The following is a 24,370-nucleotide window of genomic DNA, read 5'->3' on the forward strand; positions in this document are numbered from 1 at the left end:
AGGTCGGTTCGTGGCGGGAAATTTTGTTTTAGCCGGGAATTTCCGTTTGTAAGGCTTTCGTTTTTATCGGATCGCAGGCTATTCGCCGGGCCCGGCGGTGAAGACGGACACGACCGGACTGCCGGAATGGGCGTTAGTATTTTCCTTTCCATAATGTTGTGATCCGTTGGGCCAGTTCACGCTCCTTCGGGTTGTCGGCCGGTTGGTAAAAGCGATGCCCGACGAGTCCTTCGGGCATGAACTCCTGTTCGGCGAAATTCCCTTCGAAATCGTGTGCATACTTGTAGTTGTCGCCGTATCCGAGGTTTTTCATCAGTTTGGTCGGCGCATTGCGGATGTGCAGCGGTACGGGACGGTCGGTGGTATCGTGGTTGACCATTCCGAGCGCCGCGTTGATCGCCATATAGGCCGAATTGCTTTTGGGACTCGTCGCCAGGTAGATCGTCGCTTCGGCCAGCGGAATGCGCGCCTCGGGCATGCCGATTTTGTGTACGGTGTCGAAGCAGGCGTTCGCCAGCAGCAGTCCGTTCGGATTGGCCAGCCCGATGTCTTCGGCGGCGAGGATCACCAGGCGCCGGGCGATGAACTTCGGGTCTTCGCCTCCGGCGAGCATCCGCGCGAGGTAATAGATTGCGGCGTTCGGGTCGCTGCCGCGCACCGACTTGATGAAAGCCGAGATTACGTCGTAGTGCTGTTCGCCGTTCTTGTCGTAGAGCGCGATGTTTTGTTGCAGGCAGTCGGTGACGTTCTTGTCGCTGATGATGATCTTTCCGTCGGTAGCGTTGCTGAGGATGTCGAGGATGTTGAGCAGCTTGCGCGCGTCGCCCCCGCTGAAGCGGAACAGCGCTTCTGTCTCGACTACCTCGACCCCCCGTTCGCGCAGGGTCGGGTCGGTTGTGACCGCCCGTTCGAGCAGCAGTTGCAGGTCGGCCTCCTCCATCGCTTTGAGCACATAGACCTGGCAACGCGAAAGCAGCGGCGAGATCACCTCGAACGACGGGTTTTCCGTCGTCGCGCCGATCAGCGTGACGACACCCTGTTCGACGGCGCCGAGCAGCGAATCCTGCTGCGATTTGTTGAACCGGTGGATCTCGTCGATGAACAGGAACGGCGAAGGGGTATTGAAAAACTGGCTCTTGCGCGCCTGTTCGATCACTTCGCGCACCTCTTTGACGCCCGAGGTGACGGCCGACAGGGTAAAGAGTTTGCGCTCGAGTGCCGTGGCGACGAGTTTGGCAAGCGTGGTTTTGCCTACGCCCGGCGGTCCCCAGAGGATGAACGAGGGAACGTTGCCGGTCTCGATGAACTTGCGGAATACGCCCTGCGGACCCACCAGGTGCTCCTGCCCGATGTATTCGTCCAAGGTGCGGGGGCGTAATCTTTCTGCCAACGGAATGTTGCTCTGCATAAAATTTTATTTACCTTTACAAAGATAGGAAACTTTTGGTTAATCCGCCGGTCTCCCTCTCTTGCCCGAACGATCGGGCGGGATGAAAAATTGTTTGCCGGAAGGCCGGTTTGGCCCTGTTTTTGTTCTTTCGCGAGAGAGGCCGAAGCAGGCCGTAGCAATACCACTGTGAAACGAATCGGACTACTTTCAGATACACACGGTACTTTCGATGCCCCGTTACGCAAATTCCTGGCCGAAGTCGATGAAATCTGGCACGCCGGGGATTTCGGGAACATCGAAACGGCCGATGCGATTGCCGCGTTCAAGCCCTTGCGCGGGGTTTACGGCAATATCGACGGAGGAGCCCTGCGGGTGGTCTATCCGCAGTGGCAGCAGTTCGACTGCGAGCAGGTGCCGGTGCTGATCACACATATCGGAGGCTATCCCGGACACTATCAAAGCGGGGTAGAGACACGCCTGAGGGCTCTCCGGCCGAAGATTTTCATCAGTGGACATTCACACATTTTGAAAGTGATTTACGACAAGAAACTCGACCTGTTGCACCTCAATCCGGGGGCTGCGGGGCTGAGTGGTTTCCACCAGGTTAGGACCGCCCTGCGCTTTACCGTCGACGGGGAGCGCATCGAGGAGCTCGAGGTGGGGGAATGGAAGCGAAATATGGGTTTATACTAAATAGGAGGCGGGCGGCGTTATCTTCCCGAAAGATAAAATGAGGAATAATGTCATGCAATTGAAGCAAACAAACACCCTGAGGTCCGTGTTCGAACAGGGCTATGCCGAGACGCGCCACTTCGGGGCACAGGGCCTTACGCTTGACTACCTGTTTCTGGCTATCCTGAAGCAGGAGGGAGGGCATGCTTCGTATCTGCTCCGGAAATTGCTGAAGGAGTGGGAAATCTATCAGATAAAGATCCGGATCGAAAACGACCTTAAACGGGCGCAGGCCGACGCCGTGTCGATGAATCCGGTTTTGCTGCCGTCGGTGAAGGAATCCGAAGGATCCATCCTGATCCGCCTGGCCGAAGAGACCGATGATCCGAGGCATAACTTGCTCAATACGGCCCACCTGCTGATGGCTATCGTCAAGGACCGCAGTTCGATCTGCGGGCAGGTGCTGGCGATGTACAACGTCAACAGCGAGACTCTTTCGGAGTTCGTGCGCGAGCTACCCCCCAACGAAGATTATTACGAGGACATGAAGATCCTCGACGAGATGAGTGCCGACCGGGAGGCTGAGCACTATTTTACACAATTTAAGCCCCGCCCGCAGGCGGAGACCGAAAGCGAACCGGCAATGCCAGTGCGCAAAGAGCGCAAGTCGCCGTCGTCCGACCCTTTGATTCGTTTTGGGGTGGACCTGACGCTTGCGGCCCGGGAAGGGCGTCTCGATCCGGTGATCGGCCGGGATGAAGAGATAGAGCGGCTCGTGCAGATTCTGGGCCGCCGCAAGAAGAACAATCCCGTACTGATCGGCGAACCGGGCGTAGGCAAATCTGCGATCGTCGAAGGGCTCGCCCTCAGGATCGTGGATAACGACGTGCCCGTTGCATTGCGCGATAAACGGGTTTTTGCCCTGGACGTGGCGTCGCTGGTAGCCGGAACGAAGTACCGCGGCGAATTCGAGGAGCGGATCAACACGCTGTTGGGCGAATTGCGCAAAACCAACAACGTGATCCTGTTCATCGACGAGATTCATACGATCGTCGGTGCGGGCAGCACGCAGGGCTCGCTCGACACGGCGAATATCCTGAAACCGGTACTTGCCCGGGGCGAGTTGCAGTGCATCGGAGCGACGACGCTGCGCGAATTCCGGGAGAATATCGAAACCGACGGAGCGCTCGAACGCCGTTTCCAGAAGATTATGGTCGAGCAGCCGTCGCCCGAACAGACGCTCGCTGTGCTGCACAATATCAAACGCCAGTACGAGGAGCATCACGGGGTGCGCTATACCGATGCGGCGCTGACCGCCTGCGTCGAGTTGACGCAACGCTATGTGGCCGACCGTTTCTTCCCCGACAAGGCTATCGACGTGATGGACGAGGCCGGGAGCCGCGCGCATGTGAAGAAGATCGGTGATGCTATGCCTGCCGGTGCGATACAGCTCGAGGAGCGGATCGAAAAATTGGTGCGGGATAAGAAAAAAGCGATGCAGTCGCGTGACTATGAGCATGCTTCTGTATTACGCGGCAGCGAGTTGGAACTCCGCTCGCGGTTACGCGCCATGCTTTCGGCCTGGACTACGGAGATGTCGGCTTCCGCAGTGGTGATCGACGAACAGCAGATCAGTGAAGTGGTAGCCTCGATGACCGGCATTCCGCTTGCGCGCATGTCGCAGGGCGAACAGCAGCGGCTCAAGGATCTTTACGGTTATTTTTCATCGGTCGTGGTAGGCCAGGACGAGGCCGTGCGCAAGGTGACGCGTGCGATCCAACGCAGCAGGGTCGGACTCAAGGATCCGAACCGGCCCATCGGCGTATTTATGTTCGTCGGTCCGACGGGTGTGGGTAAGACCCATATGGCCAAAGAGTTGGCGATGCATCTTTTCGACAGTGAAGAAGCGCTGGTGCGGGTCGATATGAGCGAATACAGCGAGAAGCATAATGTGAGCCGGCTGATCGGCTCCCCTCCGGGTTATGTCGGATACGGCGAAGGCGGCCAGTTGACCGAGAAGGTGCGGCGGCGTCCTTACTGTGTGGTGCTGTTCGACGAGATCGAAAAGGCGCATCCGGACGTATTCAACCTGATGCTTCAGGTTTTTGACGAGGGACAGCTCACCGACGGGTTGGGCCGCAGGGTAGATTTCCGCAATACGATTATTATCATGACCTCGAACGTGGGTTCGCGTGAGGTGCAGCAGCGCGGTGCAGCCGTCGGCTATGCAGCCGCGCGCAGCGCGGTTGCCGAGGAGTTGAACCGCGAATCGGTTTACCGGAAAAGCCTGGAACGTCAGTTCGCTCCGGAGTTTATCAACAGGATCGATGATGTGGTGGTCTTTAATTCGCTGGGAGAAGCCGATATCTGCAAGATCGTCGACCTGGAACTGGGCCGCCTGTCGAAACGGGTGCAGTCGTTGGGTTATTCGATCCGTGCGACGGAGGAGGTTAAACGCCATCTGGTGAGTATCGGTTATGAGCCGCGTTACGGCGTGCGCTCGCTCAAGAGGACGATCCTCGATTATGTCGAGGAGCCGCTGGCCGAGCTGATCGTAGAAGGCGGTGTGCAGAGCGGAGAGACGATTTGTGTGACTTGCCGCGACGGCAAGGTTGAGCTGACTGTGGAACGAGGTGTGCCCGAGAAGCAAGCATTCGTATCCTGATTCGTGTGTAGAACCTATTATTGTTTCCTATCCCATACCGGGAGTAGCTACCCGGGACATTTCTATTCAAAAAATTATAGAAAATGAAAATGAACGAAGGGCGCCGAAAGGTGCCCTTCAATCGTATCATCTGTTTGTGATAGCTGTAAGTGCCTGCAGGATACTGTCGATGCTGAGCGGGTTTGCAAGTATTGCCGAAAAATTCTTTTGTGCGGTTTGCGGTGGATAACAGGACCGTTTGTGTAACCGCTCTTTTGCTTGTATCCGGGCTCAGGAGTAGAGTTCGAGCAGTCCTTCGGGCAGGTCGAATTCGATCGATTGCCGTTCCTGGTCGATGTCGGCGATAAACTCTTCGACGGCCGGAATCAGCACTTCGCGACTGCCGATCCGGACCCGGAACAGCGGATTCTCCCCGTCGATAAACTCTTCGATCCGGTCTGCGGAACAGCCGGACCGCTGTTCGTCACTGCCGGTTTCGGAATGTTTAAGCCCGGGTTCGGACGCAGGTTTGGACTCGGGTGACGATGAGGAGGGGGGCGGATTGCTAACGGGCGTATCCGGATTTTCTCCGGTCAACCTGACGGTGTAGCCCACAAGGTCTTCCAGGTAAATTAGCCCGTCGCCCTCGTCATCCTCTTCGTCCGGTCCGGGGCTCAGGTAGAGTTCGAGCCCGATCAGTTCGGCCGCGCGCCGTTCGGTATCGATGTCCCCGAAGGCGACCACCGCTCCGCTACGGCCGCGCCGCTGGAAACGGTCGCAAAAAAGAGGAACCGCCAATTTGTCGATGACGACAAACAACGGTTCGCTCGGATTGAAATCCTGAGGGAAGGAGTCGTATAAATTCAGGGTAAGTTCGCCGTTTTGTCCGAACGTTTTGGATACCCGTGCTACGGCTTTTGCATTCTCCTCAAGCATAACGGTATGTGCTGCGGAAGCGGGCTAAGCCTCGGCTGCGGGAGCCTCCTCGGCAGGCGCGGCAGCCTCTTCGGTTGCGTCCTCGCCCTGTGCGGCCTCTTCGGCAGCAGCAGCTGCGGCAGCGGCTGCCTCTTCAGCACGTTTGGCCTCGAGGGCTTTCGCACGTTCTTCCTTGATCTTCTTCTCTTCTTCGAGGCGGGCCTTCATGGCAGCCTCTTTGTCACCGCTGATTTTGCTGGCCTTGGCCGCGATTTTGCCGGCCTTCTGCTCGATCCATTTGTCGAACTTGGCCTCGGCGGCTTCGGCGGTAAATGCGCCTTTGCTTACGCCGCCCAGCAGGTGTTTCTTGTACATGACACCCTTGTATGAAAGGATCGAACGGCAGGTGTCGGTGGGTTGAGCGCCTTTTTGCAACCACTCCAGGGCTTTCTCGAAGCTCAGGTCGATTGTAGCAGGATTCGTGTTCGGATTGTAGGTTCCGATCTTTTCGATAAATTTACCATCACGTGGCGCCCTGCTGTCTGCAACGACGATATGATAGAAGGCATAGCCCTTCTTACCATGGCGTGCAAGTCTGATTTTTACAGGCATTTCTCTAAGTTTTATTAAGTTAAAAGGCGTCGGTAACCGAACCGACGAGGTGCAAAAGTACTCTTTTTTCGGAAGATTACAAAACTTTCCCCTTGTTTTTTATCCGTTCGATCATTTCGTCGAGCAGGCGGAGCTGATCGTTTTGCAGCCGTAATTGTTCGTTTTGCAGCCGGATGTGCGTACGCAGCAAGCCGATCAGTTCCCGGTGGGCCTGTAAGAGCGAGTTGTCGTTTTCGGCCGATGCGGCTCCCTCATGGGTCCTGTTCGCCGGACGGTCGACCGTTTCGGCTTTGGCCGGCTCTTCCCGTTGGGCCGGTTCCTCTTTCCCGGGTGCGTCTGAGCCCGTTTTCTCCGACCGGGACAGGAACATCTCACCCTCTCCGGTCAGCAGCCAATAGAGGTTAATCGAAGGATAACGTGCAATTATTTTTGATATTTTATCGGAACCGAGCGCTCCGGTCATGTTGGAGATATTTCCGCGGTTCAGTTGGCACTCTCGTTCGAATTCCCTGACGGACAGCTTGAAAATGACGCAGACGGCCTTTATGCGGTTTTTTAGTTCCATGTGCTTAGGGGAATCCATATTTTTGACGTAAACATTTGGACGTGTCAAAAATAAATGTCAACTTTGTCTGCATATCTTATTGAGAAGCATCGTATTACTGCAACAAATATAATCCAATTATTATGAAAAAACGAATAGAACGCAAAGAAGAGCGCATCGAAGCTATTCGTGCGGCGGCCACCCGCTGCCGGGGTGTTTATTCGGCTGTAGCACGCGAACAGGGATGGGGGCGTGCCTACGTATGCAGCGTTATGGCAGGTCGTAACAGCAGTGAGAATGTCCTGAAAGCGCTCGAAGAGAAATTAAATCTGGATACCGGTGCAACTTCTGCCCCGCAATCGTAATCTATTATAATAAAGTTTGGCCCTTTCGGGGAAGCCGGCGGGTCAGGAGTGGATAATCGAATGAAACAACAGTTTTTGTCGGCTGTTTATTGCGAATTCCTCTTTTTTGTCTACTTTTATAATGGCTCCCCCCCTACTAACCACAGACACCAAACTATTCATACACCATGTTGCCTTTGTACCTCTATATCGTTGCGGGGTTTCTGCTTGCGGTCACTGTAGGAAGGATGCTGATTCCGAAAATTATCCTGATTTCCAAGAAGAAACGTATCCTGGACATGCCCAATGCCCGCAAAGTGCATTCGTCTCAGATTCCACGGCTGGGCGGTGTGGCGTTTTTTCCTGCCATTATGATGGCTTACTGGTTCGTGCGCGGGCTTTTCTGGCAGTTCAACACCTTCGACGCAGTGGTGCCGTTCGAGGATTTCCTCTTTTTCACTACGGGACTGATGCTGATTTGTATTGTCGGCATTACCGACGATATTTCCGGACTTTCGTACAAGTGCAAGTTCGTTTTCCAGGTGGTCGGGGCTCTGCTGCTCGTACTTCCGTATTGTTACATCGATAATCTGCAGGGCTTGTTCGGGCTGTATGCGATACCGGCATGGGCCGGGGTGCCGTTTACGCTGCTGCTGCTCGTCGCGTTGGTCAATGCCGCGAACCTGATCGACGGAGTGGACGGGCTGTGTTCCGGCTTGGGCGTACTGATCTTTTCGGTGCTGAGCCTGCTGAACCTGTTGGCCGGCAATGCCCATTTGGCCCTGTTGGGGGCGTGTGCGGTAGGTGCGACGCTCGTCTTTTTCATGTATAATGTGTTCGGCCGCAAGCTGAAAATTTTCATGGGAGACAGCGGTTCGCTGATCCTGGGTTATATCGCCGCCTTCCTGTGCCTGCAATTGGTGGTCGGCGCGCAACACGGGCATACCGTGCCGCATTTGACGCTGATTTCGCTGATGGGAGTGGTTTTCGTCCCGATGGCCGATATGACGCGGGTGTTCGCGCAGCGGATTCTCTCCGGTAAGTCCCCGTTTACTCCCGACAAACGGCATATTCACCATAAATTCCTCCAACTGGGGTATACGCATTTGCAATGTACGCTGATGATCGTGCTGATCCAGGCCGTATACATCGTCGGTAATTTCCTGCTGGCCGACCGGGTGAACATCAATGTGGCGCTGCTGATCAATATCGTGGCGATGGTCGTGCTGGTGCTTTCTTTGAATGCCCGCATCCGCCGCCGCGAGCGCCGGTGGCTGTAACGCCGTCTCTTTTATGCGGCCTGACGGAGAGCGGGGATGCTCCGGGTGTTTCTTTGTGCGGGGCGTTTCCTGGCAGGGGCTCTGCCTGCGAGCGGGATGGGCAATAAGGCCGTAGGCATGTCTGTCCATCTCCGGAATAGTATACTATTCCTGTTGTATAGCTATATTCCCGGGCGATTTCTTCTGACACTGTTGTCGGTTTACGGTCGAAAAACCGTATCTTTGGCCTCCCGGCGCAAATGCCGGGATTTTTTCGTATGCGACTTTTGCGAACTTTGCGGGGCTGGCTGCCCCAATACCGTGAGAACCTTTCGCTGGCCGTTCCCGTCATGCTTTCGCAGGTCGGGCAGGTGGTCGTGCAGCTGTTCGATAACGCGATGGTGGGGCGTCTCGGTGCACTGCCGCTTGCGGCCGTATCGTTCGGCGGGGCGGTGTTCGTGATTTTCCTCTTTTGGGGAACAGGATTGTCGATGGGGCTGACTCCGCTTGTCGGGGAGATGTACGCCCGGCGCGATTACCGGTCGTCGGCCCGGCTGCTTCAGAATGCGCTGACGCTTTACGGCGGGGTCGGTATTGTCCTGTTCGCGATCCTGTGGGTGCTGGGCGATTTTCTCGGCTCGATGGGCCAGTCGCCCGAAGTGGCAGAACTGGCACGCCCTTATTACGGCTATTTGGCGTGGTCGGTCGTTCCGTTTATGCTCTTTGCCGCATTTAAGCAGTTTCTCGAGGGAATCGGCAACACGATTACCGGAATGGTGGTCGTGCTGACGGCCAACGGGGTGAACATCTTGTTTAATTACCTGCTGATTTACGGTCATTGGGGATTCCCGGAGATGGGGGCCGCCGGGGCCGGACTGGCCACCCTCATCTCGCGTATCTGCATGCCGCTTTTTACGCTCGGTTATTTCCTCTCCGTACCTTCGCTGCGGCGTTATTTCCTGTTCTTTGCCTGGATTGCACAGGGATGGCGGACGACACGCAGGCTGCTTGCGGTCGGCTTGCCGATCTCGATGCAAATGGTGCTCGAAGTGTCGGCTTTCGCACTCACGCTGATTATGATGGGATGGATCGGGACCGTGCCGCTGGCAGCACATCAGGTGGTGCTGTCGCTGTCCAATATCGTCTATATGGTCGTGGTCGGAATTTCGGCGGCCACGACGATCATGGTGAGCCACCGCTACGGTGCGGGCGATTACCGGGGGATGCGCCGGGCCGCACTGGCTTCCTGGCACTTGGGAATCGTTGCGAATTTGCTCACGATGGCCTGTTTCGTCGCGTTCCGCCGCTTTTTGCCGGAACTCTTTACTTCGGACCGGGCGGTCATCGGGGTGGCTGCTCAACTGTTTTTGATGGCCGCGCTATACCAGATTCCCGACGGATTGCAGACGATCGCCCTCGGTGTACTACGCGGAATGCAGGATGTGCGCATCACGATGTACTACGCTTTTGTCTCGTATATCGTCATCAACCTGCCGGTAGGTTACTTCTGTGCTTTTATACTGGGGTGGGGTGCACCCGGGCTTTGGGTCGGCTTCATCGTCGGGCTCTGTATCGCGGCCTTCCTGCTGATCCGCCGCTACCGGCGGCTGTACCGGCGACTGACATTGGACTGATCTCGGGTTATCGACTGTTTCCTGATAGGATATCGACAGGAAACTAACAGGATTCCGTTGACTTTTTAACAAGATGCAGACAGATATGCGGCTGTTTTCAGATGATTCCCACCGTCGCGGGTTATAAACAGATTGATATGAGTTATGAATATATAATCGACATGTTGCCAACATGCGACTAACAAAAAATGCACAACTTGCCCGGTTGTGCATTTTTTGTCGAAATGTATTTAGACTCGCTTTGTGTCGTTTTGTCCCGAGGCGTCGCGGTGTCTTGTTGTTTCGCTCTGTCCTCTGTCCGGGAGCGGGGCAAACCCGGATGGTGTCGGATCCTTACTTGTTCAGCGATTCGATCTCCTGGCAGAGACGGCCGAAAATTTCGTCGATCGTGCCGAGACCGTTTACGGCGCGGTGTTTGCCCTGCGGCTTGTAGTGGTCGGCGACCACGGCGGTTTGCGCTTTGTAGACGTCGATCCGGTCGCGGATCACCCCTTCGTTACTGTCGTCGGCACGGCCGCTCTCCTTGCCGCGCAGCAGCAGGCGTTTGACCAGTTCCTCGTCGGGCACCTCGAGCGAAAGCATGACGCTTACCGGCGTACCGTTCTTCTCCATGATCTCGTCGAAGGCTTTGGCCTGCACGGTCGTGCGCGGGAAGCCGTCGAAGATGTTGCCTTTGGCGTCTTTGTGTTTCGCCACATAGTCGGCGATGATGTCGATCACCAGGCCGTCGGGGGCCAGCTGTCCCTTCTCGATGTAGCTCTGTACGCTGCGGCCCAGCTCGGTGCCTTTGCGAATCTGTTCGCGGATGACTTCGCCGGTGGAAATGTGGTTGAATCCGTATTTTTCGATGAGTTTCTCGGCCTGGGTTCCTTTTCCCGCACCCGGAGGGCCGAACAATACGAGGTTGAACATGGCGGTAAGTAGTTTTTAAACAATTTTATTAATGCAAAGCTAAGACTTTTTTTTGCCGAAACAAAAGAACCCGTACCTTTGTATAAATATTTAACTTTTTCCGGATTATGGCTGAAAAAAAACACACTCCGATCGCTTCGCTGGGCCAATTTGCCTTCGTAGACCGCCTCTGCGCGCCGTTCGCGCCGTTGAACCCCTCGACGGTGAAAGGCTGCGGAGACGATGCTGCGGTGATCGATGCCGGGGATAAATATATGCTCTTCACGACCGACCTGTTGTTGGAAGGGGTGCAGTTCGACCTGACCTATTTCCCGTTGCAGCACCTCGGCTACAAAGCCGTGGTTGCGGGAATTTCCGATATCCTGGCGATGAACGGAACTCCGCGGCAGGTGACGCTGGCGCTCGGCATCTCGTCGCGCTTTTCGGTCGAAACGGTGGAGCAGTTGTATGAGGGTGTCCGCTATGCGTGCAGGGATTACAAGGTCGACCTTGCGGGCGGCGACATGTCGGCATCGGTCAACGGGCTCACGATCGCCGTCTCTGCGGTCGGCGAAGTTGCGAAAGACAAGATCGTTTACCGCAGCGGTGCGCAGGTCAACGACCTGATTTGCGTAACGGGGGCGCTCGGCGGAGCCTACATGGGCTTGCACCTGCTCGAACGCGAGAAGCGTGCGCTGGACGGGCACCCGAATCCGCATCCGAAATTCGAAGGGTACGAGTATTTGCTCGGACGGCAGTTGCGTCCGTCCGCCCGGCTCGACATCATCGAAGAGCTGGCGAAGATCGACCTGGTACCGACATCGATGATCGATATCACCGACGGTTTGGCTTCGGAGGTCCTGCACCTGTGCAAAGATTCCGATAAGGGGGCGCGCATCTACTTGAACCGGTTGCCGATCGCACAGCAGACCAACAAAATGGCCGAAGAACTGCATAGCGATCCGGTCGTAGCGGCGCTCAACGGCGGTGATGATTTCGAATTGCTGTTTACGGTGCCGTTGGCGCGGCAGGAAGATATTTTTGCACTGGGGATCGACGTGATCGGTCACATTACCGCGGCAGGGAGCGGCGTCGCTTTGGTGACGCCCGACGACCAGCTGATTCCTGTGCAGGCTCCGGGGTGGGTTGTCCGCGGCGATGAGCCGGCCTCCGGTGAGGACGAAAGCCCGGCGGATGCGCAATAGAATTGGATGCTGACGGGCCGGACAGGTTCCGGTTTATCCGGTATCCGGGTACTTGGCCATTCGAATATGCCTGGGTTTTGACATTTGATTTAGATTCAGTATCTCCTCTTAGCCTGTAGGTGATATCTTCCTTTGACATACTGCGATGCAAAAGAGAACGTGAGTGTCCGGGGGCGGGAGTATTTCCCTCAGAGGTTTAGATTTGCTGCACCTGGACTTCCTTCCGGTCGATGTAGTTCGGATAGCGGAAGGCCGGAACGCCGAGCGCCATTACGGCATGGATACGGCCCTCTATCCCCAGCGTCCGGGCGAGACTCTTCGGATCCTGTTGCAGGGCCGAGAGCACGAATCCCATATATACCTGGCTGATACCGAGGCTTTCGGCCATCAGTGAGCCGTTCTGGTAGGCGAGGTTCGCGTCGGCGGCGCCGAAACGGTGCGAGGCGGGCGTATGGATAAAAATCAGTGCTGTGGCGTGGCGCAGGATCGGGTCGTTGCCGGCGAGATGGTTGCGTTTGAGCCGTTCGAAGACCGGCACATAGCGGTAAAGGCCCGGCAACAGCGGTTTCAGTACCGGTTTGAGCAGCGGGTTTTGGAGCTTGGCCCGGACCTTGTCGAAGGTGCGGATGGTAAAATCGCTTACTTCCAGTAGCTTTTTCGGATCGGTAACCACTGTGAACGATACCGACTGCGAGTTGCTCGCAGTGGGGGCCCGGTGTGCCGCTTCGAGAATCAGGCCGAGTTTTTCGGGCGGAACGGGCTTGGACGTGATCGCGCGGTTCGACCGGCGCGCTTTGCACAACAGCAGGACCTGTTCGGGTGTGGGCAGTTGTCCGTAATCGATTTTGTGTACTTTGCCGGCGGGGAAGTCTCCGTGTTCGACCGATCCGGTCGGGCAGGCCGCGACGCAGTGGCCGCAGACGATACAGGTTTCGGGATTGACGATCCGGATCTCGAATCTGTTTTTAGAAGAGGAGGCAGGAGTGTTTTCTTGGTCGTTGCCGGCGGGTGTTCCGGTCGTCCGGGATTCGGTATTCCCATCGGGTTTCTGTTGCGTGAAGATGCCGGACGGGCAGACCCGGACGCATTTGCCGCAGCGGATGCAGGTGGCGGTGTCGATCGCTAAAGTGATTTCCATGGTTGTCGTATGTTGGCCCTCTATTCCGGGCTTGGTTTTGCCGGGGAAGTTGTCCCGGTCAGGCCGTTCGTGAGTTTCGTTTCGGTCCGGTGCCCGGTCTCCTTTAGGCAAACTCGGTGTTATCCGGGTACTGTGCCGGGATATTCATGTTGGTCTTGGCTTGTTGTATGTCGTATTTTTTTGCAATTTGTTTTGGTACATCGCTCCGGAAAATTCAAATCAGTCCGAAATGCCGCAGTGCATTGGCGATACCGTCGTAGTCGACGGCGTCCGTCACGTAATCCGCGGCCTGTTTCACTTGGTCCGAGGCATTGCCCATCGCGATGCCGATTCCCGTATGGCACAGCATCGGAATGTCGTTGCCGCCGTCTCCGAACGACATCGTTTCGCTGAGCGGAATGTCGTACCGGGCCAGGATTTTGTCGATGCCGGTGCTTTTGTTGTTGCCGCGAATATTGACATCGGCGAAAGCGGGGTTCCAGCGGCTCGAACCGCAGTGCGTGAAGACCGTGCGCATCAGTTCAGTCTCTTCTTCGGGGCCGACGTAGATATTTACCTGGAGCACCTCTTCGCGGGCGACCTCGTGCAGGTCCCGCACGGGAGGCGGATCGAGCCCGACCATGCGCGCCACATCGGCCACCTTGGGGTTGACCAGGTTGATGTATACCTGTTCCGGGGTCATAAAGGCGCACGGGAAAAGCGGCCCTGCGTCCAGCCGCCGGTTCACCGCTTCGAGGTCTTCATGCGGGATCGGATTGCTGAAGATCACCTCGCCCTGCGCGTCGATGCACCAGGCTCCGTTGAGCGTAACGTAGCCGTCGAAGCGCAACTCTCCCAGGTTGTTGATCTGGTAGAAGGGACGTCCGGTCGCGATAAATACCTTGGTGCCGCGGCTGTGGAGCGTCTCGATGGCACGTGCGGCCGACGAGGGAATCCCGTGTGTTTGAAAACTGACGAGCGTGCCGTCGATGTCGAAAAAGATCGCTTTTATATTTTTGGGCTCCATAATTACAGTTCCAATCAGCCGGTTAACATGCAAAAATCGGGCTGAAAATGACGGTTATTCCGGTTGGGTCTTTTTTACCGGGATGTCGTAGCTTCGGCCTTCGACCACCGCTTCGGTCTCCGCGAAAAGTTCGCGGGCCTCTTCGACCAATCCGGATGCATCCTTGTACCGGGATGAAAAATGCCCGATCAACAGTCTTCTCGCCCCGGCGGCAAGTGCCGCTTTGGCGGCTTGCGATGCCGTGGAGTGGCCCGTTTCACGCGCCATGGTTTTGTCCTGTTCGGCGAATGTCGCTTCGTGGTAGAGCAGGTCGACGCCCGTCACGAGCCGGGCTGCCTTGGCCGAGTAGAGCGTATCGCTCAGGTAAGCATAACTGCGCCCTTCATAGGGAGTGTAGGTCAGTTGTTGGTTCGGGATCGTCGTGCCGTCGCCGAGCGGGATATCTTCACCGCGTTTGGCTGCCACGCATTGGGCGACATTCAGCCCGTAGCGTCCGATCGCCTCTTTGAGCAGGTTCAGCGGCGGGGTCTTTTCCCGGAAAAGGAATCCGGCGGCGGGAATCTTATGCCGCAGCGGGACAGACCACACTTCGAGCACCTTGTTTTCATACAGCAGTTCGTGTTCGCGCGTGCGCACCTCGTGCCACTGTACTTGGTAGGGGAGTGCCGCATCGAAATAGTGCAAATGGTTCGCCAGTATCTCGTCGAACGGACGCGGGGCGTAGACTTTCAGCGGCGTACGCCGTCCCATCAGTCCCATCGTCGAAATCAGCCCGAAAAGTCCGAAAACATGGTCTCCGTGCAGGTGCGTGATGAATACGGCGTTTAGTTTCAGCGGGTTGATCCCGGCCGAACGCAACTGTTTCTGGGTACCCTCACCGCAATCGACCAAAAAAAACTGCTCATGCACGTTCAGTGCATGAGCAGAGGGATTACGCTTCGGAGTCGGGGATGCCGAACTGCTACCCAATATGGTAACCCGAAACGTCATAGGAAGTTGACATTATTTACTCCTCGGTTTCTGCGGAAGCCTCTTCAGCTTTGGCGCTCTTTTTGGCGGCAGCTTTTTTCGGCTTTTCGGCGGCGGCCTCCATCTGGGCTTTCAGCTCGGCCAGGCCGGAGATATCACCCAGGGTGGTCTTTTCAACCGATGCGTTGAGCTTCTTGACAGAGTCTTTGGTGGCGTCGTCCGAACGTTTCTTCTCGGCGCGTTCGGCCTGTACCTCGGCGCGTTTGATCTCCTCGTTGAGGCGAGAGTGCGACAGGATGATGCGCTTGGTGGCCTTCGAGAACTCTACGACCTTGAATTCGAGCGTCTCGCCCGCTTTGGCGGTCGTGCCGTCCTCTTTGGCGAGCTGTTTGGCCGGAGCGAAGCCTTCGACGTTGTCGCCCAGTGAAACCACGGCGCCCTTGTCGTTGAGCTCGGTGATCGTTCCTGTGTGGATCGAATCCACGGCGAACTGCTGTTCGAATGCGTTCCAGGGGTTCTCTTCGAGCTGCTTGTGGCCGAGGCTCAGGCGGCGGTTGTCTTTGTCGATTTCCAGGACAACGACTTCGATGTCGGCACCGATTTGCGTGAATTCGGAAGGATGTTTCACCTTCTTGGTCCAGCTCAGGTCGGAGATGTGGATCAGGCCGTCGATACCCTCTTCGATCTCTACGAATACGCCGAAGTTGGTGAAGTTGCGCACTTTGGCGGTGTGGCGTGAGCCTACGGCGTATTTGGTCTCGATATCAGCCCAGGGGTCCGGGGTGAGTTGTTTGAGGCCGAGCGACATTTTGCGCTCGTCGCGGTCGAGGGTCAGCACAACGGCTTCCACCTCGTCGCCCACCTTCATGAACTCCTGTGCCGAACGCAGGTGCTGGCTCCAGGACATTTCCGATACATGGATCAGGCCCTCTACGCCCGGAGCGATCTCTACGAACGCGCCGTAATCGGCCATAACCACTACGCGGCCTTTCACCTTGTCGCCCACCTTCAGGTTGGCGTCCAGTGCATCCCACGGGTGAGCCGAAAGCTGTTTCAGGCCCAGTGCGATACGTTTTTTCGCATCGTCGAAGTCGAGGATTACGACGTTGAGCTTCTGGTCGAGCTGGACGATCTCTTCGGGATGGTTCACACGGCCCCAGCTCAGGTCGGTGATGTGGATCAGGCCGTCTACGCCGCCCAGGTCGATGAATACGCCGTAAGAGGTGATGTTCTTGACGGTACCTTCGAGGATCTGGCCTTTTTCGAGCTTTGACATGATCTCCTTCTTCTGTGCTTCGAGCTCGGCTTCGATCAGCGCCTTGTGCGATACGACCACGTTGCGGAACTCCTGGTTGATCTTCACGACCTTGAACTCCATGGTCTTGTCTACGTAAATATCGTAGTCGCGGATCGGTTTCACGTCGATCTGCGAGCCGGGCAGGAACGCCTCGATGCCGAATACGTCGACGATCATACCGCCCTTGGTGCGGCACTTGATGTAACCCTTGATAACCTCGTCTTTCTCCAGAGCCTCGTTGACACGATCCCACGAGCGGAGCTGACGGGCTTTTTTATGTGAGAGGACCAGCTGGCCTTTTTTGTCCTCGGCGCTCTCCACGTATACTTCCACCTTCTCGCCTACGGCCAGTTCGGGGTTGTAGCGGAATTCGCTCACGGGGATGATGCCTTCGGACTTGTAACCGATGTTTACGACCACCTCGCGTTTGTTGAGGCTGATCACGGTGCCTTCGACCACTTCGCCTACCTGTACTTTGGAAAGGGTCTGGTCGTACTTGGCCTCGATCTCTTCCTTGGGTGCGTTGTAGACGCCCAGGTCGTTTTCGTAAGCGTTCCAGTCGAACGTGTCGAGGTTTACCGGAGCCACAACGGCCTTCTGTTCCTGTTGATTGTCAGTTTTTGTTGTCATTTGTTTGTTGAAAGGTTTTGTAAATTAAAGAGTTGGACATTATTTATAGAACCTTTCGCATGGACCGCACCGAAATTCCCGCCGAGGGATTTCCGGGGGCGCTCCACCGAAGGTGGCACAAAGGTAGTGTTTTTTCTGCAAAACAAGTATGCCGGAGTGAAAATGAAGCTGATTTTTCGGGGATTCAGCGGATTTTGTTATCTTTATCTGGTTTTAATCCGGTGGCGGATGCGGCGCAGCCGCGGGTGTGCCCGATCTTCCGATTGTAAATCGTTGACCATTACCATCTAAACTACTACTATGGATACTATTGGTGTCATGCGGGTTCTTTTGCGTGTGTCGTTGATCGCGGTCGCGTCATGCGTGTTGTTTCCCGGTTGCCGGAACACGCCGCCTCCGGCCGCCTGCGGGCCGGTGCCTTCGCAAAGGCAGCAGCAGTGGCAGGCCCTCGAGCGTTATGCGTTCCTGCATTTCAATATGAATACCTTTACCGGCCGTGAGTGGGGGCTCGGGGGCGAAGATCCCGCGCAGTTCGATCCCACGGCGCTCGACTGCCGCCAGTGGATCCGGACGCTCAAGGCCGCCGGTTTCAAAGGAGCGATCCTCACGGCTAAGCACCACGACGGTTTCTGCCTGTGGCCTTCTGCTTATACCGGGCATTCGGTGAAAAACTCTCCGTACAAGGACGGACAGGGCGATATCGTCCGGGAGTTCGCCGACGCCTGCCGGGCCGAAGGGATGAAGATGGGGCTCTACCTGTCGCCGTGGGACCGGAATCGTGCGGATTACGGCAAACCCGAATATATCGAATATTACCGCAACCAGCTCCGGGAGTTGCTGACCGGTTACGGCGACGTGTTCGAAGTGTGGTTCGACGGGGCCAATGGCGGGGACGGCTGGTACGGCGGCGCCAACGAAACGCGCACGATCGACCGCAATACCTACTACGATTGGCCGGGGACGTGGCAGGTCGTCCGGGAATTGCAGCCCGGTGCGGTGATGTTTTCGGACGGCGGCCCGGACGTGCGCTGGGTCGGCAATGAAAAAGGCTTTGCCGGCGAAACGAACTGGTCGCTGCTCAAGAGGGCCGACTTTGCACCGGGGGCGGCCGACCGCGAGGCGCTCAACGCCGGGCAGGAAGACGGGACCCATTGGCTTCCGGCCGAGGTTGACGTGTCGATCCGCCCGGGGTGGTATTACCACGAGGCCGAGGATTCGTTGGTCAGGACCGTGCCGCAACTGCTCGATATCTATTATGCGTCGGTAGGGCGCAATGCCTCGATGCTGTTGAATGTTCCGCCCGATAAGACCGGCCGCATTCCTGCCGTTGATTCCCTCCGGCTGATGGAGTTCGCCCGGGCGCTGGCAGCCGAATTTTCCAAGGATCTGGCGGCAGATGCGCGGGTTTCGGCATCGAATGTGCGTGGACACAGCGGCAAGTATGGCGCGATGCGGGTGACCGACGGAGATACGGCGACTTACTGGGCTACCGATGACGATGTACGTAACGCGTCGCTGACTGTTATGTTCGACCAGCCGACTGTTTTCAACCGGCTGTTGGTACAGGAGTACATTCCGTTGGGTCAGCGGGTGCGGAAGTTCAGGGTCGAAGCGCTGACTGCCGACGGATGGCGGACGCTTGCCGAAGAGACGACCATCGGTTACAAACGCATTCTGCGCCTGCCGACCGTGACGGCCAAAGAGGTGCGGCTGACCGTCGAAGAAGCGAAGGCCTGCCCGCTGATTTCGAATCTGCAACTGTTCTGCGCGCCGGATGTTCCGGCGAGCTCCGGCGGTACCGTTGCGGCTCTTCCCGCCGCCGTTCCCTCGGCGAATGCGGTATTGTGACCCTTTCCCGGATACGTCGTCAGCCGTGCATTTGCGCGGCTGGCGACCGTTATAAGGGTAACGGCTGCGGAGGGGCACGGTCGCTTCGGCCTGGAGTCGAGTTTATTTGCGGCCCGGACGGCGGCTCCTGGGAATTTGCAAAAAAGAGATAATGACCTGTAAAACCGATAAAAAGATAAAACAAAACAGTTGTACCGGACGTTTCTTTTTACGAACCTTGCATAACGGATTACATTTAATAGTTTATGAACGATACGATTAAAATATACTGTGAGAATACTGCGAGCGAACTGCATGTAAATCCCGGGACTTCGATGGCCCAGGTGATCGCGATGCTCGCCATCAGGAATCCAAATCCCTTCCTGGCGGGATATGTGAATAACCGCCTCAAGGAGCTCTATTACAAAATTTACAGCCCCGTTTCGCTGCGGTTCGTGGACATTACCCATTTCGAAGGGATGCGGGTCTATCAGCGAACGCTCTTTTTCGTACTGCAAAAGGCGGTTTCCGACCTTTTCCCGGGACAGAAGCTGCACATCAAACACTCGGTCGCCAAAGGATTTTATTGCGAGATCGAAGGGATGGAAGATATTACCCCCGATCAGCTCCGGGCGATCGACGAACGGATGCGCGAACTGGTGGCGCAGGATATTCCGATTATCCGGCAGCGGCTGCTCTCCGCGGAGGCCGTGCAGTTGTATACGAAACTGGGCATGGAGGACAAGGTTGCGCTGTTGGAGACGCGTCCGCACCTCTACGTGACGCTCTATACGATGGCCGACCTGTCAGGCTATTTCTACGGTGCGCTGGCCCCGACGACGGGCTATGTGCCGCTTTTCGGGCTGCATAAATATTATAAAGGCATTCACCTTTCGGTACCGTGCCGCACCAACCCTTCGAGGCTGGAGAACATGGTGCCGCAGCACAAGATGTTCGACGTATTCAGCGAATATACGCGTTGGGTCGATGTGCTCGGAGTGGCGACGATCGGTGTGTTGAATACGCGGATTCTGGAAGGGGGCGGCGGCGACCTGATCAAGATTGCCGAGGCTTTCCACGAAAAGAAGCTGGCCAGCATCGCCGACCAGATCGCTGCGGCGCACGAAACCGGCGGCGGCCGGATCGTGCTGATTTCCGGCCCGTCGTCGAGCGGCAAAACCACGTTCGCCAAACGGCTCGGGATTCAGCTGCGGATACTGGGGCTGCATCCGGTACTGGTATCGTTGGACGACTATTTCGTCGACCGGGAGCATACGCCGCTGGATGAGAAAGGCGAGTACGACTACGAGGCCCTCGAGGCGATCGATATCGAGTTGTTCAACCGGCACCTCGCCCAGTTGCTCGACGGACAGGAGGTCGAAATTCCGCGTTACGATTTCATTACCGGTAAACGTGTTTTCGCCGGTAACCGCCTGCAGGTGGACGACCGTTCGGTGCTGATTATCGAAGGTATCCACGGTTTGAACCCCGGCCTGACGCCGCATATCGATAACAAGCTGAAGTTTAAGATCTACGTGTCGGCCTTTACTTCCATCTCCATGGACAACATGAACCGTATCGCAACGACCGACAACAGGCTGATCCGCCGTATCGTGCGCGATTACCGTACACGCGGCAACGATGCGACCGCGACGTTGCGCCGTTGGGAGAGCGTGCGCCGGGGCGAAGACCTGCATATTTTCCCGAACCAGGAGCAGGCCGACGTGATGTTCAACTCCTCGCTGTTTTATGAGATCGCCGTGCTGAAGAGTTTTGTCGAGCCGCTGTTGCACGAGGTCCCCGATACGATGCCCGAATACGGGGAGGCGCGCCGGTTGCTCAAGTACCTCGACCAGTTCACCCCGCTGGACGGCAGTGAAATTCCGCCCACTTCGATCCTGCGCGAATTTATCGGCGGCAGCAGTTTTACCTATTAGCGTATCCGGTGGCTTCCCGGATATTGAGTATTTGGGCGATACCGGTAGTAATGTATGATGCTGGAATGTCACAGGGATGGGCCGCCGTTTCTCTTTTAATGTTCTTGGTATCCGGAGTTTCGGAATTAAGTTCTTACTTGGGGCCGCGATATGCCGTTGGGGAGCCGGTTTCTGATGCAACGTGATGTCAGCGACAGTTTCTGATTCTGATTGAGGACGTAACGGTCTTGCTTAGTTGTTGAGGTCGCTTGAACAGGGACGGACTCCGAAAGGGCGACAGAGGATGCCGGAAGTCCGGGCGGGAGAGCGGTGCGGGGCTGTGATTCAATGTTTATAACTTCTCCTGGGCCGCTTTGTTTCACCGAGAAAGTTTTGTAGCTTTGTGTCGCTTCCTGACAGGGGAAACCTCGCCCACAGAGCGGTGGCGCAGTGATTATGCGATGAGGCGGAAAGCCCGGAGTGCATGGGGAAAGCATCCCGGAAGAGGCTCTCGTCATAGTTAGCTAAGCGGAATTGCGCAGAGGTGCGGGTAACAGAAAACAAATCACAATTGATAATATGTCACAGGATAAATTTGTTGAGCGCCATATCGGCATAGGAGAGCAGGAACTCTCGCAGATGCTCGGGGTGATCGGAGTGAAAAGTGTCGAAGAGTTGATTTCGCAGGTCGTTCCGGCGACGATCCGTCTCAAAAAACCGCTCGATCTGCCGGCTGAAGGCATGAGCGAGTATGAATTTGCAAACCACATCCGTGAGATCGGCCGCAAGAATAAAATCTACCGCAGCCTGATCGGTATGGGGTATTACGGCACGGCTTCGCCGGCTGTAATCCTGCGCAACGTGTTCGAGAACCCGTCGTGGTACACCTCTTACACTCCTTATCAGGCCGAGATTTCGCAGGGCCGTCTCGAAGCGCTGCTCAATTTCCAGACTGCGGTGATCAGCCTGACCGGCATGGAGGTGAGTAACTGCTCGCTGCTGGACGAAGCGACGGCTGCCGCGGAGGCGATGCTGATGATGTTTTCGCTCCGTTCCCGTGAGGCGGTCAAGGAGGGACGCAACGTGTTGTTCGTCGACGAGAATATTTTCCCGCAGACGCTCGACCTGCTGCTCACACGCAGCGAACCGTTCGGGATCGAAATCGTCAGCGACCGGTTCGACAATTACAACTTTACGGGCCGCGAGTTCGGCGCGATCGTGCAATATCCTGCGGCTAACGGCGAGGTGCGCGATTACGAGGACTTTACCGCCGCCGCTCACAGCCGCGGCGCATTGGTAACCGTGGCGGCAGACATCCTGAGCCTCGCGCTGCTCAAGGCGCCGGGCGAGTGGGGCGCGGATATCGTGGTCGGTTCGACGCAGCGTTTCGGGATCCCGATGGGTTTCGGCGGTCCGCAGGCCGGTTATCTGGCGACCAAAGACGCCTACAAACGTAATATGCCGGGCCGCATCATCGGCGTGTCGGTGGACCGTCTCGGCAACAAGGCGCTGCGAATGGCGCTCCAGATGCGCGAGCAGCACATCAAGCGCGAACGTGCGACGTCGAATATCTGTACGGCACAGGCGCTGCTGGCGACGATGGCCGGATTCTTTGCCGTGTATCACGGCGCCGAGGGTATCCGCCGCATTGCGCTGAATGCGCATGCACATGCCGTCGCGGTAGCTGAAGGATTGGAGAAACTGGGCTATGAATTGGCGACCAGGAGTATTTTCGATACGATCGAAGTGAAGGCTGATGCAGGCAAAATCCGTCCGCTGGCACTGGCACAGAAGATTAACTTTTTCTATGTTGACGACAATCGCATCCGCATCAGTTTCGACGAGGTGTCCGATCTCGACGAGGCGAACAAAGTGCTGTCGATCTTCGCCCAGGCAGCCGGCAGGAAATTCGCGCCGCTGAAAAAGATCGACGAGCAGAGCCATGTGACCAAGAGCCTGCAGCGTACCTCTGAATACCTGACTGAACCGGTCTTTAAGAAATACCGGAACGAGACCGACCTGATGCGTTACATCAAAAAGCTGGAACATCGTGATATTTCGCTGGCCGACAGTATGATATCATTGGGTTCGTGCACGATGAAGCTGAATCCGGCCGTGACGATGATGCCGCTGAGCCTTGCCGAGTTCGCGAATATCCATCCGTTCGTTCCGGCCGATCAGGTCGAGGGTTACATGGAGCTGATCGCTGGTTTGTCGAAAGACCTGGCGGTTATCACCGGTTTTGCAGGCACCTCGTTGCAGCCCAATTCGGGTGCATCGGGCGAGTATACCGGCCTTATGGTTATCCGTGCTTACCACCAGAGCCGGGGGCAGGGACACCGCAACATCGCGCTGATCCCGGCCTCTGCACACGGCACTAACCCGGCTTCGGCCGCGATGGCGGGCATGCGTACCGTGACGGTGGCTTGCGACGAACGGGGCAATATCGATGTGGAAGACCTCAAAGCGAAAGCCGAGGCGAACGCCAGCGAACTCGCGTGCATCATGGTGACCTATCCTTCGACGCACGGCGTGTTCGAGAGCCGGATCCGCGAGATCGTTGAAATCGTGCACGACAACGGCGGACAGGTTTATATGGACGGAGCCAACATGAATGCGCAGGTAGGGCTGACCAACCCGGGTTATATCGGTGCGGATGTCTGTCACCTGAACCTGCATAAAACCTTTGCGATTCCCCACGGTGGCGGCGGTCCGGGCGTCGGCCCGATCTGCGTAGCCGCACACTTGGTGGAGTTCCTGCCGGGCCACGCGATCGTGAAAACAGGCGGCGACAATGGGATCACGTCGGTGGCGGCAGCCCCGTTCGGCAGCGCGTCAATTCTGCCGATTACCTACGGTTATATCAAAATGCTGGGCGCGAACGGGTTGCGTCGTGTCACTGAAATGGCGATCGTCAATGCGAACTATATGGCATCAGCTTTGAAGGGTGAGTACGATGTGGTGTATACCGGCGAAACAGGCCGCGTGGGGCACGAGATGATCCTCGATCTGCGGCATTTCCGGAAAGAATACGCCGGCGTGGAGTGTGCCGACATTGCACGGAGGTTGATGGACTACGGGTTCCATGCTCCGACGCTGTCGTTCCCGGTACATGAGACGCTGATGGTGGAACCGACCGAGAGCGAACCGAAAGCCGAGCTCGACCGCTTTATGGAGGCGTTGGTACAGATCAAGCGCGAATGCGAGGAGATCCGCGACGGAAAGGCCGATGCGGAAGATAATGTTGTGAAAATGGCGCCGCACACGGCAGCCGAAGCGGCAGCCGATGTTTGGCTCCACGGCTACGGCCGCGAAAAGGCGGTCTATCCGCTGAAATGGATCCGCGAAAGCAAGTTTTTCCCTTATGTGTCGAAGATCGACGGCGGGTATGGAGACCGCAACCTGCAATGCACCTGCGGTGTATTGTATGAAGAATAGGGATTTGTGACTGTCGTACCTGCCGGAACTTTCTGCGGG

The 24,370-nt window shown here is 56.6% G+C and carries 19 protein-coding genes; 10 read left to right on the forward strand and 9 right to left on the reverse strand.

What is annotated here, in order from left to right; translation table 11 throughout:
* Positions 1-133: 133 nt before the first annotated feature.
* Complete coding sequence (locus NQ495_RS10460) at positions 134-1,408, reverse strand: replication-associated recombination protein A (protein ID WP_009133204.1); 1,275 nt, start codon at positions 1,406-1,408, stop codon at positions 134-136.
* 168 nt (positions 1,409-1,576) lie between these two features.
* Here NQ495_RS10460 and NQ495_RS10465 point away from each other — a divergent pair, with 168 nt between their 5' ends.
* Positions 1,577-2,083 (forward strand): metallophosphoesterase family protein, encoded by a 507-nt coding sequence (locus NQ495_RS10465; RefSeq protein WP_009133205.1) that lies wholly within the window; start codon positions 1,577-1,579, stop codon positions 2,081-2,083.
* A gap of 52 nt (positions 2,084-2,135) precedes the next feature.
* A complete protein-coding gene (locus NQ495_RS10470; protein WP_009133206.1) occupies positions 2,136-4,727 on the forward strand; it encodes an ATP-dependent Clp protease ATP-binding subunit in 2,592 nt (863 codons plus the stop codon).
* A gap of 270 nt (positions 4,728-4,997) precedes the next feature.
* Here the strand turns inward: NQ495_RS10470 and NQ495_RS10475 are convergent, their stop codons facing one another.
* The 3 genes from NQ495_RS10475 to NQ495_RS10485 form a co-directional block, all read right to left on the reverse strand.
* Positions 4,998-5,642 carry a ribosome maturation factor RimM gene (locus tag NQ495_RS10475; protein WP_009133207.1) on the reverse strand — a complete coding sequence of 215 codons (645 nt, stop codon included), beginning with the start codon at positions 5,640-5,642 and terminating at the stop codon, positions 4,998-5,000.
* A 24-nt stretch (positions 5,643-5,666) separates the two neighbouring features.
* Complete coding sequence (locus NQ495_RS10480) at positions 5,667-6,233, reverse strand: 30S ribosomal protein S16 (RefSeq protein WP_009133208.1); 567 nt, start codon at positions 6,231-6,233, stop codon at positions 5,667-5,669.
* A 76-nt stretch (positions 6,234-6,309) separates the two neighbouring features.
* Positions 6,310-6,798 carry a hypothetical protein gene (locus tag NQ495_RS10485; RefSeq protein ID WP_040294133.1) on the reverse strand — a complete coding sequence of 163 codons (489 nt, stop codon included), beginning with the start codon at positions 6,796-6,798 and terminating at the stop codon, positions 6,310-6,312.
* 122 nt (positions 6,799-6,920) lie between these two features.
* Between NQ495_RS10485 and NQ495_RS10490 the strand changes: the two genes are divergently transcribed.
* The 3 genes from NQ495_RS10490 to NQ495_RS10500 all read left to right on the forward strand — a co-directional run bounded on the left by NQ495_RS10490 (position 6,921) and on the right by NQ495_RS10500 (position 10,014).
* Complete coding sequence (locus NQ495_RS10490; RefSeq protein WP_009133210.1) at positions 6,921-7,142, forward strand: hypothetical protein; 222 nt, start codon at positions 6,921-6,923, stop codon at positions 7,140-7,142.
* Positions 7,143-7,309: 167 nt separating this feature from the next.
* Positions 7,310-8,401, forward strand: coding sequence for a glycosyltransferase family 4 protein (locus NQ495_RS10495; protein WP_009133211.1), 1,092 nt, complete (start codon positions 7,310-7,312; stop codon positions 8,399-8,401).
* A gap of 257 nt (positions 8,402-8,658) precedes the next feature.
* Positions 8,659-10,014: an MATE family efflux transporter gene (locus NQ495_RS10500; protein WP_118061440.1), complete on the forward strand. Its 1,356-nt coding sequence runs from the start codon at positions 8,659-8,661 to the stop codon at positions 10,012-10,014.
* A 333-nt stretch (positions 10,015-10,347) separates the two neighbouring features.
* Here NQ495_RS10500 and NQ495_RS10505 read toward each other — a convergent pair whose 3' ends face one another.
* A complete protein-coding gene (locus NQ495_RS10505; RefSeq protein ID WP_009133213.1) occupies positions 10,348-10,926 on the reverse strand; it encodes an adenylate kinase in 579 nt (192 codons plus the stop codon).
* A 107-nt stretch (positions 10,927-11,033) separates the two neighbouring features.
* Here NQ495_RS10505 and thiL point away from each other — a divergent pair, with 107 nt between their 5' ends.
* A complete protein-coding gene (thiL, locus tag NQ495_RS10510; RefSeq protein ID WP_009133214.1) occupies positions 11,034-12,110 on the forward strand; it encodes a thiamine-phosphate kinase in 1,077 nt (358 codons plus the stop codon).
* A 196-nt stretch (positions 12,111-12,306) separates the two neighbouring features.
* Here thiL and NQ495_RS10515 read toward each other — a convergent pair whose 3' ends face one another.
* From NQ495_RS10515 to rpsA, 4 genes are all read right to left on the reverse strand, one after another.
* The gene (locus NQ495_RS10515; protein WP_009133215.1) at positions 12,307-13,248 is read right to left on the reverse strand and encodes a nitroreductase family protein; all 942 of its coding nucleotides are present in this window, start codon (positions 13,246-13,248) and stop codon (positions 12,307-12,309) included.
* 214 nt (positions 13,249-13,462) lie between these two features.
* Positions 13,463-14,254 (reverse strand): Cof-type HAD-IIB family hydrolase, encoded by a 792-nt coding sequence (locus tag NQ495_RS10520; RefSeq protein ID WP_009133216.1) that lies wholly within the window; start codon positions 14,252-14,254, stop codon positions 13,463-13,465.
* 54 nt (positions 14,255-14,308) lie between these two features.
* Positions 14,309-15,244 carry a ribonuclease Z gene (locus NQ495_RS10525; RefSeq protein WP_009133217.1) on the reverse strand — a complete coding sequence of 312 codons (936 nt, stop codon included), beginning with the start codon at positions 15,242-15,244 and terminating at the stop codon, positions 14,309-14,311.
* A gap of 16 nt (positions 15,245-15,260) precedes the next feature.
* Positions 15,261-17,150: a 30S ribosomal protein S1 gene (gene rpsA / locus NQ495_RS10530; protein WP_009133218.1), complete on the reverse strand. Its 1,890-nt coding sequence runs from the start codon at positions 17,148-17,150 to the stop codon at positions 15,261-15,263.
* 59 nt (positions 17,151-17,209) lie between these two features.
* On the opposite strand from rpsA, the gene NQ495_RS10535 reads away from it, so the two are divergent.
* From NQ495_RS10535 to gcvP, 4 genes are all read left to right on the forward strand, one after another.
* Positions 17,210-17,419 (forward strand): hypothetical protein, encoded by a 210-nt coding sequence (locus tag NQ495_RS10535; protein ID WP_147513017.1) that lies wholly within the window; start codon positions 17,210-17,212, stop codon positions 17,417-17,419.
* A gap of 31 nt (positions 17,420-17,450) precedes the next feature.
* Complete coding sequence (locus tag NQ495_RS10540) at positions 17,451-18,998, forward strand: alpha-L-fucosidase (RefSeq protein ID WP_009133219.1); 1,548 nt, start codon at positions 17,451-17,453, stop codon at positions 18,996-18,998.
* A gap of 245 nt (positions 18,999-19,243) precedes the next feature.
* Positions 19,244-20,914 carry a nucleoside kinase gene (locus NQ495_RS10545; protein WP_009133220.1) on the forward strand — a complete coding sequence of 557 codons (1,671 nt, stop codon included), beginning with the start codon at positions 19,244-19,246 and terminating at the stop codon, positions 20,912-20,914.
* 558 nt (positions 20,915-21,472) lie between these two features.
* Positions 21,473-24,331: an aminomethyl-transferring glycine dehydrogenase gene (gene gcvP, locus NQ495_RS10550; protein WP_009133221.1), complete on the forward strand. Its 2,859-nt coding sequence runs from the start codon at positions 21,473-21,475 to the stop codon at positions 24,329-24,331.
* Positions 24,332-24,370: the final 39 nt, after the last annotated feature.

The organism is Alistipes indistinctus YIT 12060, assembly GCF_025144995.1.
In the GTDB taxonomy this organism is placed as follows: domain Bacteria; phylum Bacteroidota; class Bacteroidia; order Bacteroidales; family Rikenellaceae; genus Alistipes_A; species Alistipes_A indistinctus.

Coding starts and splice junctions, on each gene's coding strand:
- NQ495_RS10475 (WP_009133207.1), bottom strand. CDS start 5,642: ATGCTTGAGGAGAATGCAAAAGCCGTAGCACGGGTATCCAAAACGTTC.
- NQ495_RS10520 (WP_009133216.1), bottom strand. CDS start 14,254: ATGGAGCCCAAAAATATAAAAGCGATCTTTTTCGACATCGACGGCACG.
- NQ495_RS10495 (WP_009133211.1), top strand. CDS start 7,310: ATGTTGCCTTTGTACCTCTATATCGTTGCGGGGTTTCTGCTTGCGGTC.
- NQ495_RS10515 (WP_009133215.1), bottom strand. CDS start 13,248: ATGGAAATCACTTTAGCGATCGACACCGCCACCTGCATCCGCTGCGGC.
- NQ495_RS10545 (WP_009133220.1), top strand. CDS start 19,244: ATGAACGATACGATTAAAATATACTGTGAGAATACTGCGAGCGAACTG.
- thiL (WP_009133214.1), top strand. CDS start 11,034: ATGGCTGAAAAAAAACACACTCCGATCGCTTCGCTGGGCCAATTTGCC.
- gcvP (WP_009133221.1), top strand. CDS start 21,473: ATGTCACAGGATAAATTTGTTGAGCGCCATATCGGCATAGGAGAGCAG.
- NQ495_RS10460 (WP_009133204.1), bottom strand. CDS start 1,408: ATGCAGAGCAACATTCCGTTGGCAGAAAGATTACGCCCCCGCACCTTG.
- NQ495_RS10525 (WP_009133217.1), bottom strand. CDS start 15,244: ATGACGTTTCGGGTTACCATATTGGGTAGCAGTTCGGCATCCCCGACT.
- NQ495_RS10540 (WP_009133219.1), top strand. CDS start 17,451: ATGGATACTATTGGTGTCATGCGGGTTCTTTTGCGTGTGTCGTTGATC.
- rpsA (WP_009133218.1), bottom strand. CDS start 17,150: ATGACAACAAAAACTGACAATCAACAGGAACAGAAGGCCGTTGTGGCT.
- NQ495_RS10505 (WP_009133213.1), bottom strand. CDS start 10,926: ATGTTCAACCTCGTATTGTTCGGCCCTCCGGGTGCGGGAAAAGGAACC.
- NQ495_RS10480 (WP_009133208.1), bottom strand. CDS start 6,233: ATGCCTGTAAAAATCAGACTTGCACGCCATGGTAAGAAGGGCTATGCC.
- NQ495_RS10535 (WP_147513017.1), top strand. CDS start 17,210: ATGGACCGCACCGAAATTCCCGCCGAGGGATTTCCGGGGGCGCTCCAC.
- NQ495_RS10470 (WP_009133206.1), top strand. CDS start 2,136: ATGCAATTGAAGCAAACAAACACCCTGAGGTCCGTGTTCGAACAGGGC.
- NQ495_RS10490 (WP_009133210.1), top strand. CDS start 6,921: ATGAAAAAACGAATAGAACGCAAAGAAGAGCGCATCGAAGCTATTCGT.
- NQ495_RS10500 (WP_118061440.1), top strand. CDS start 8,659: ATGCGACTTTTGCGAACTTTGCGGGGCTGGCTGCCCCAATACCGTGAG.
- NQ495_RS10485 (WP_040294133.1), bottom strand. CDS start 6,798: ATGGAACTAAAAAACCGCATAAAGGCCGTCTGCGTCATTTTCAAGCTG.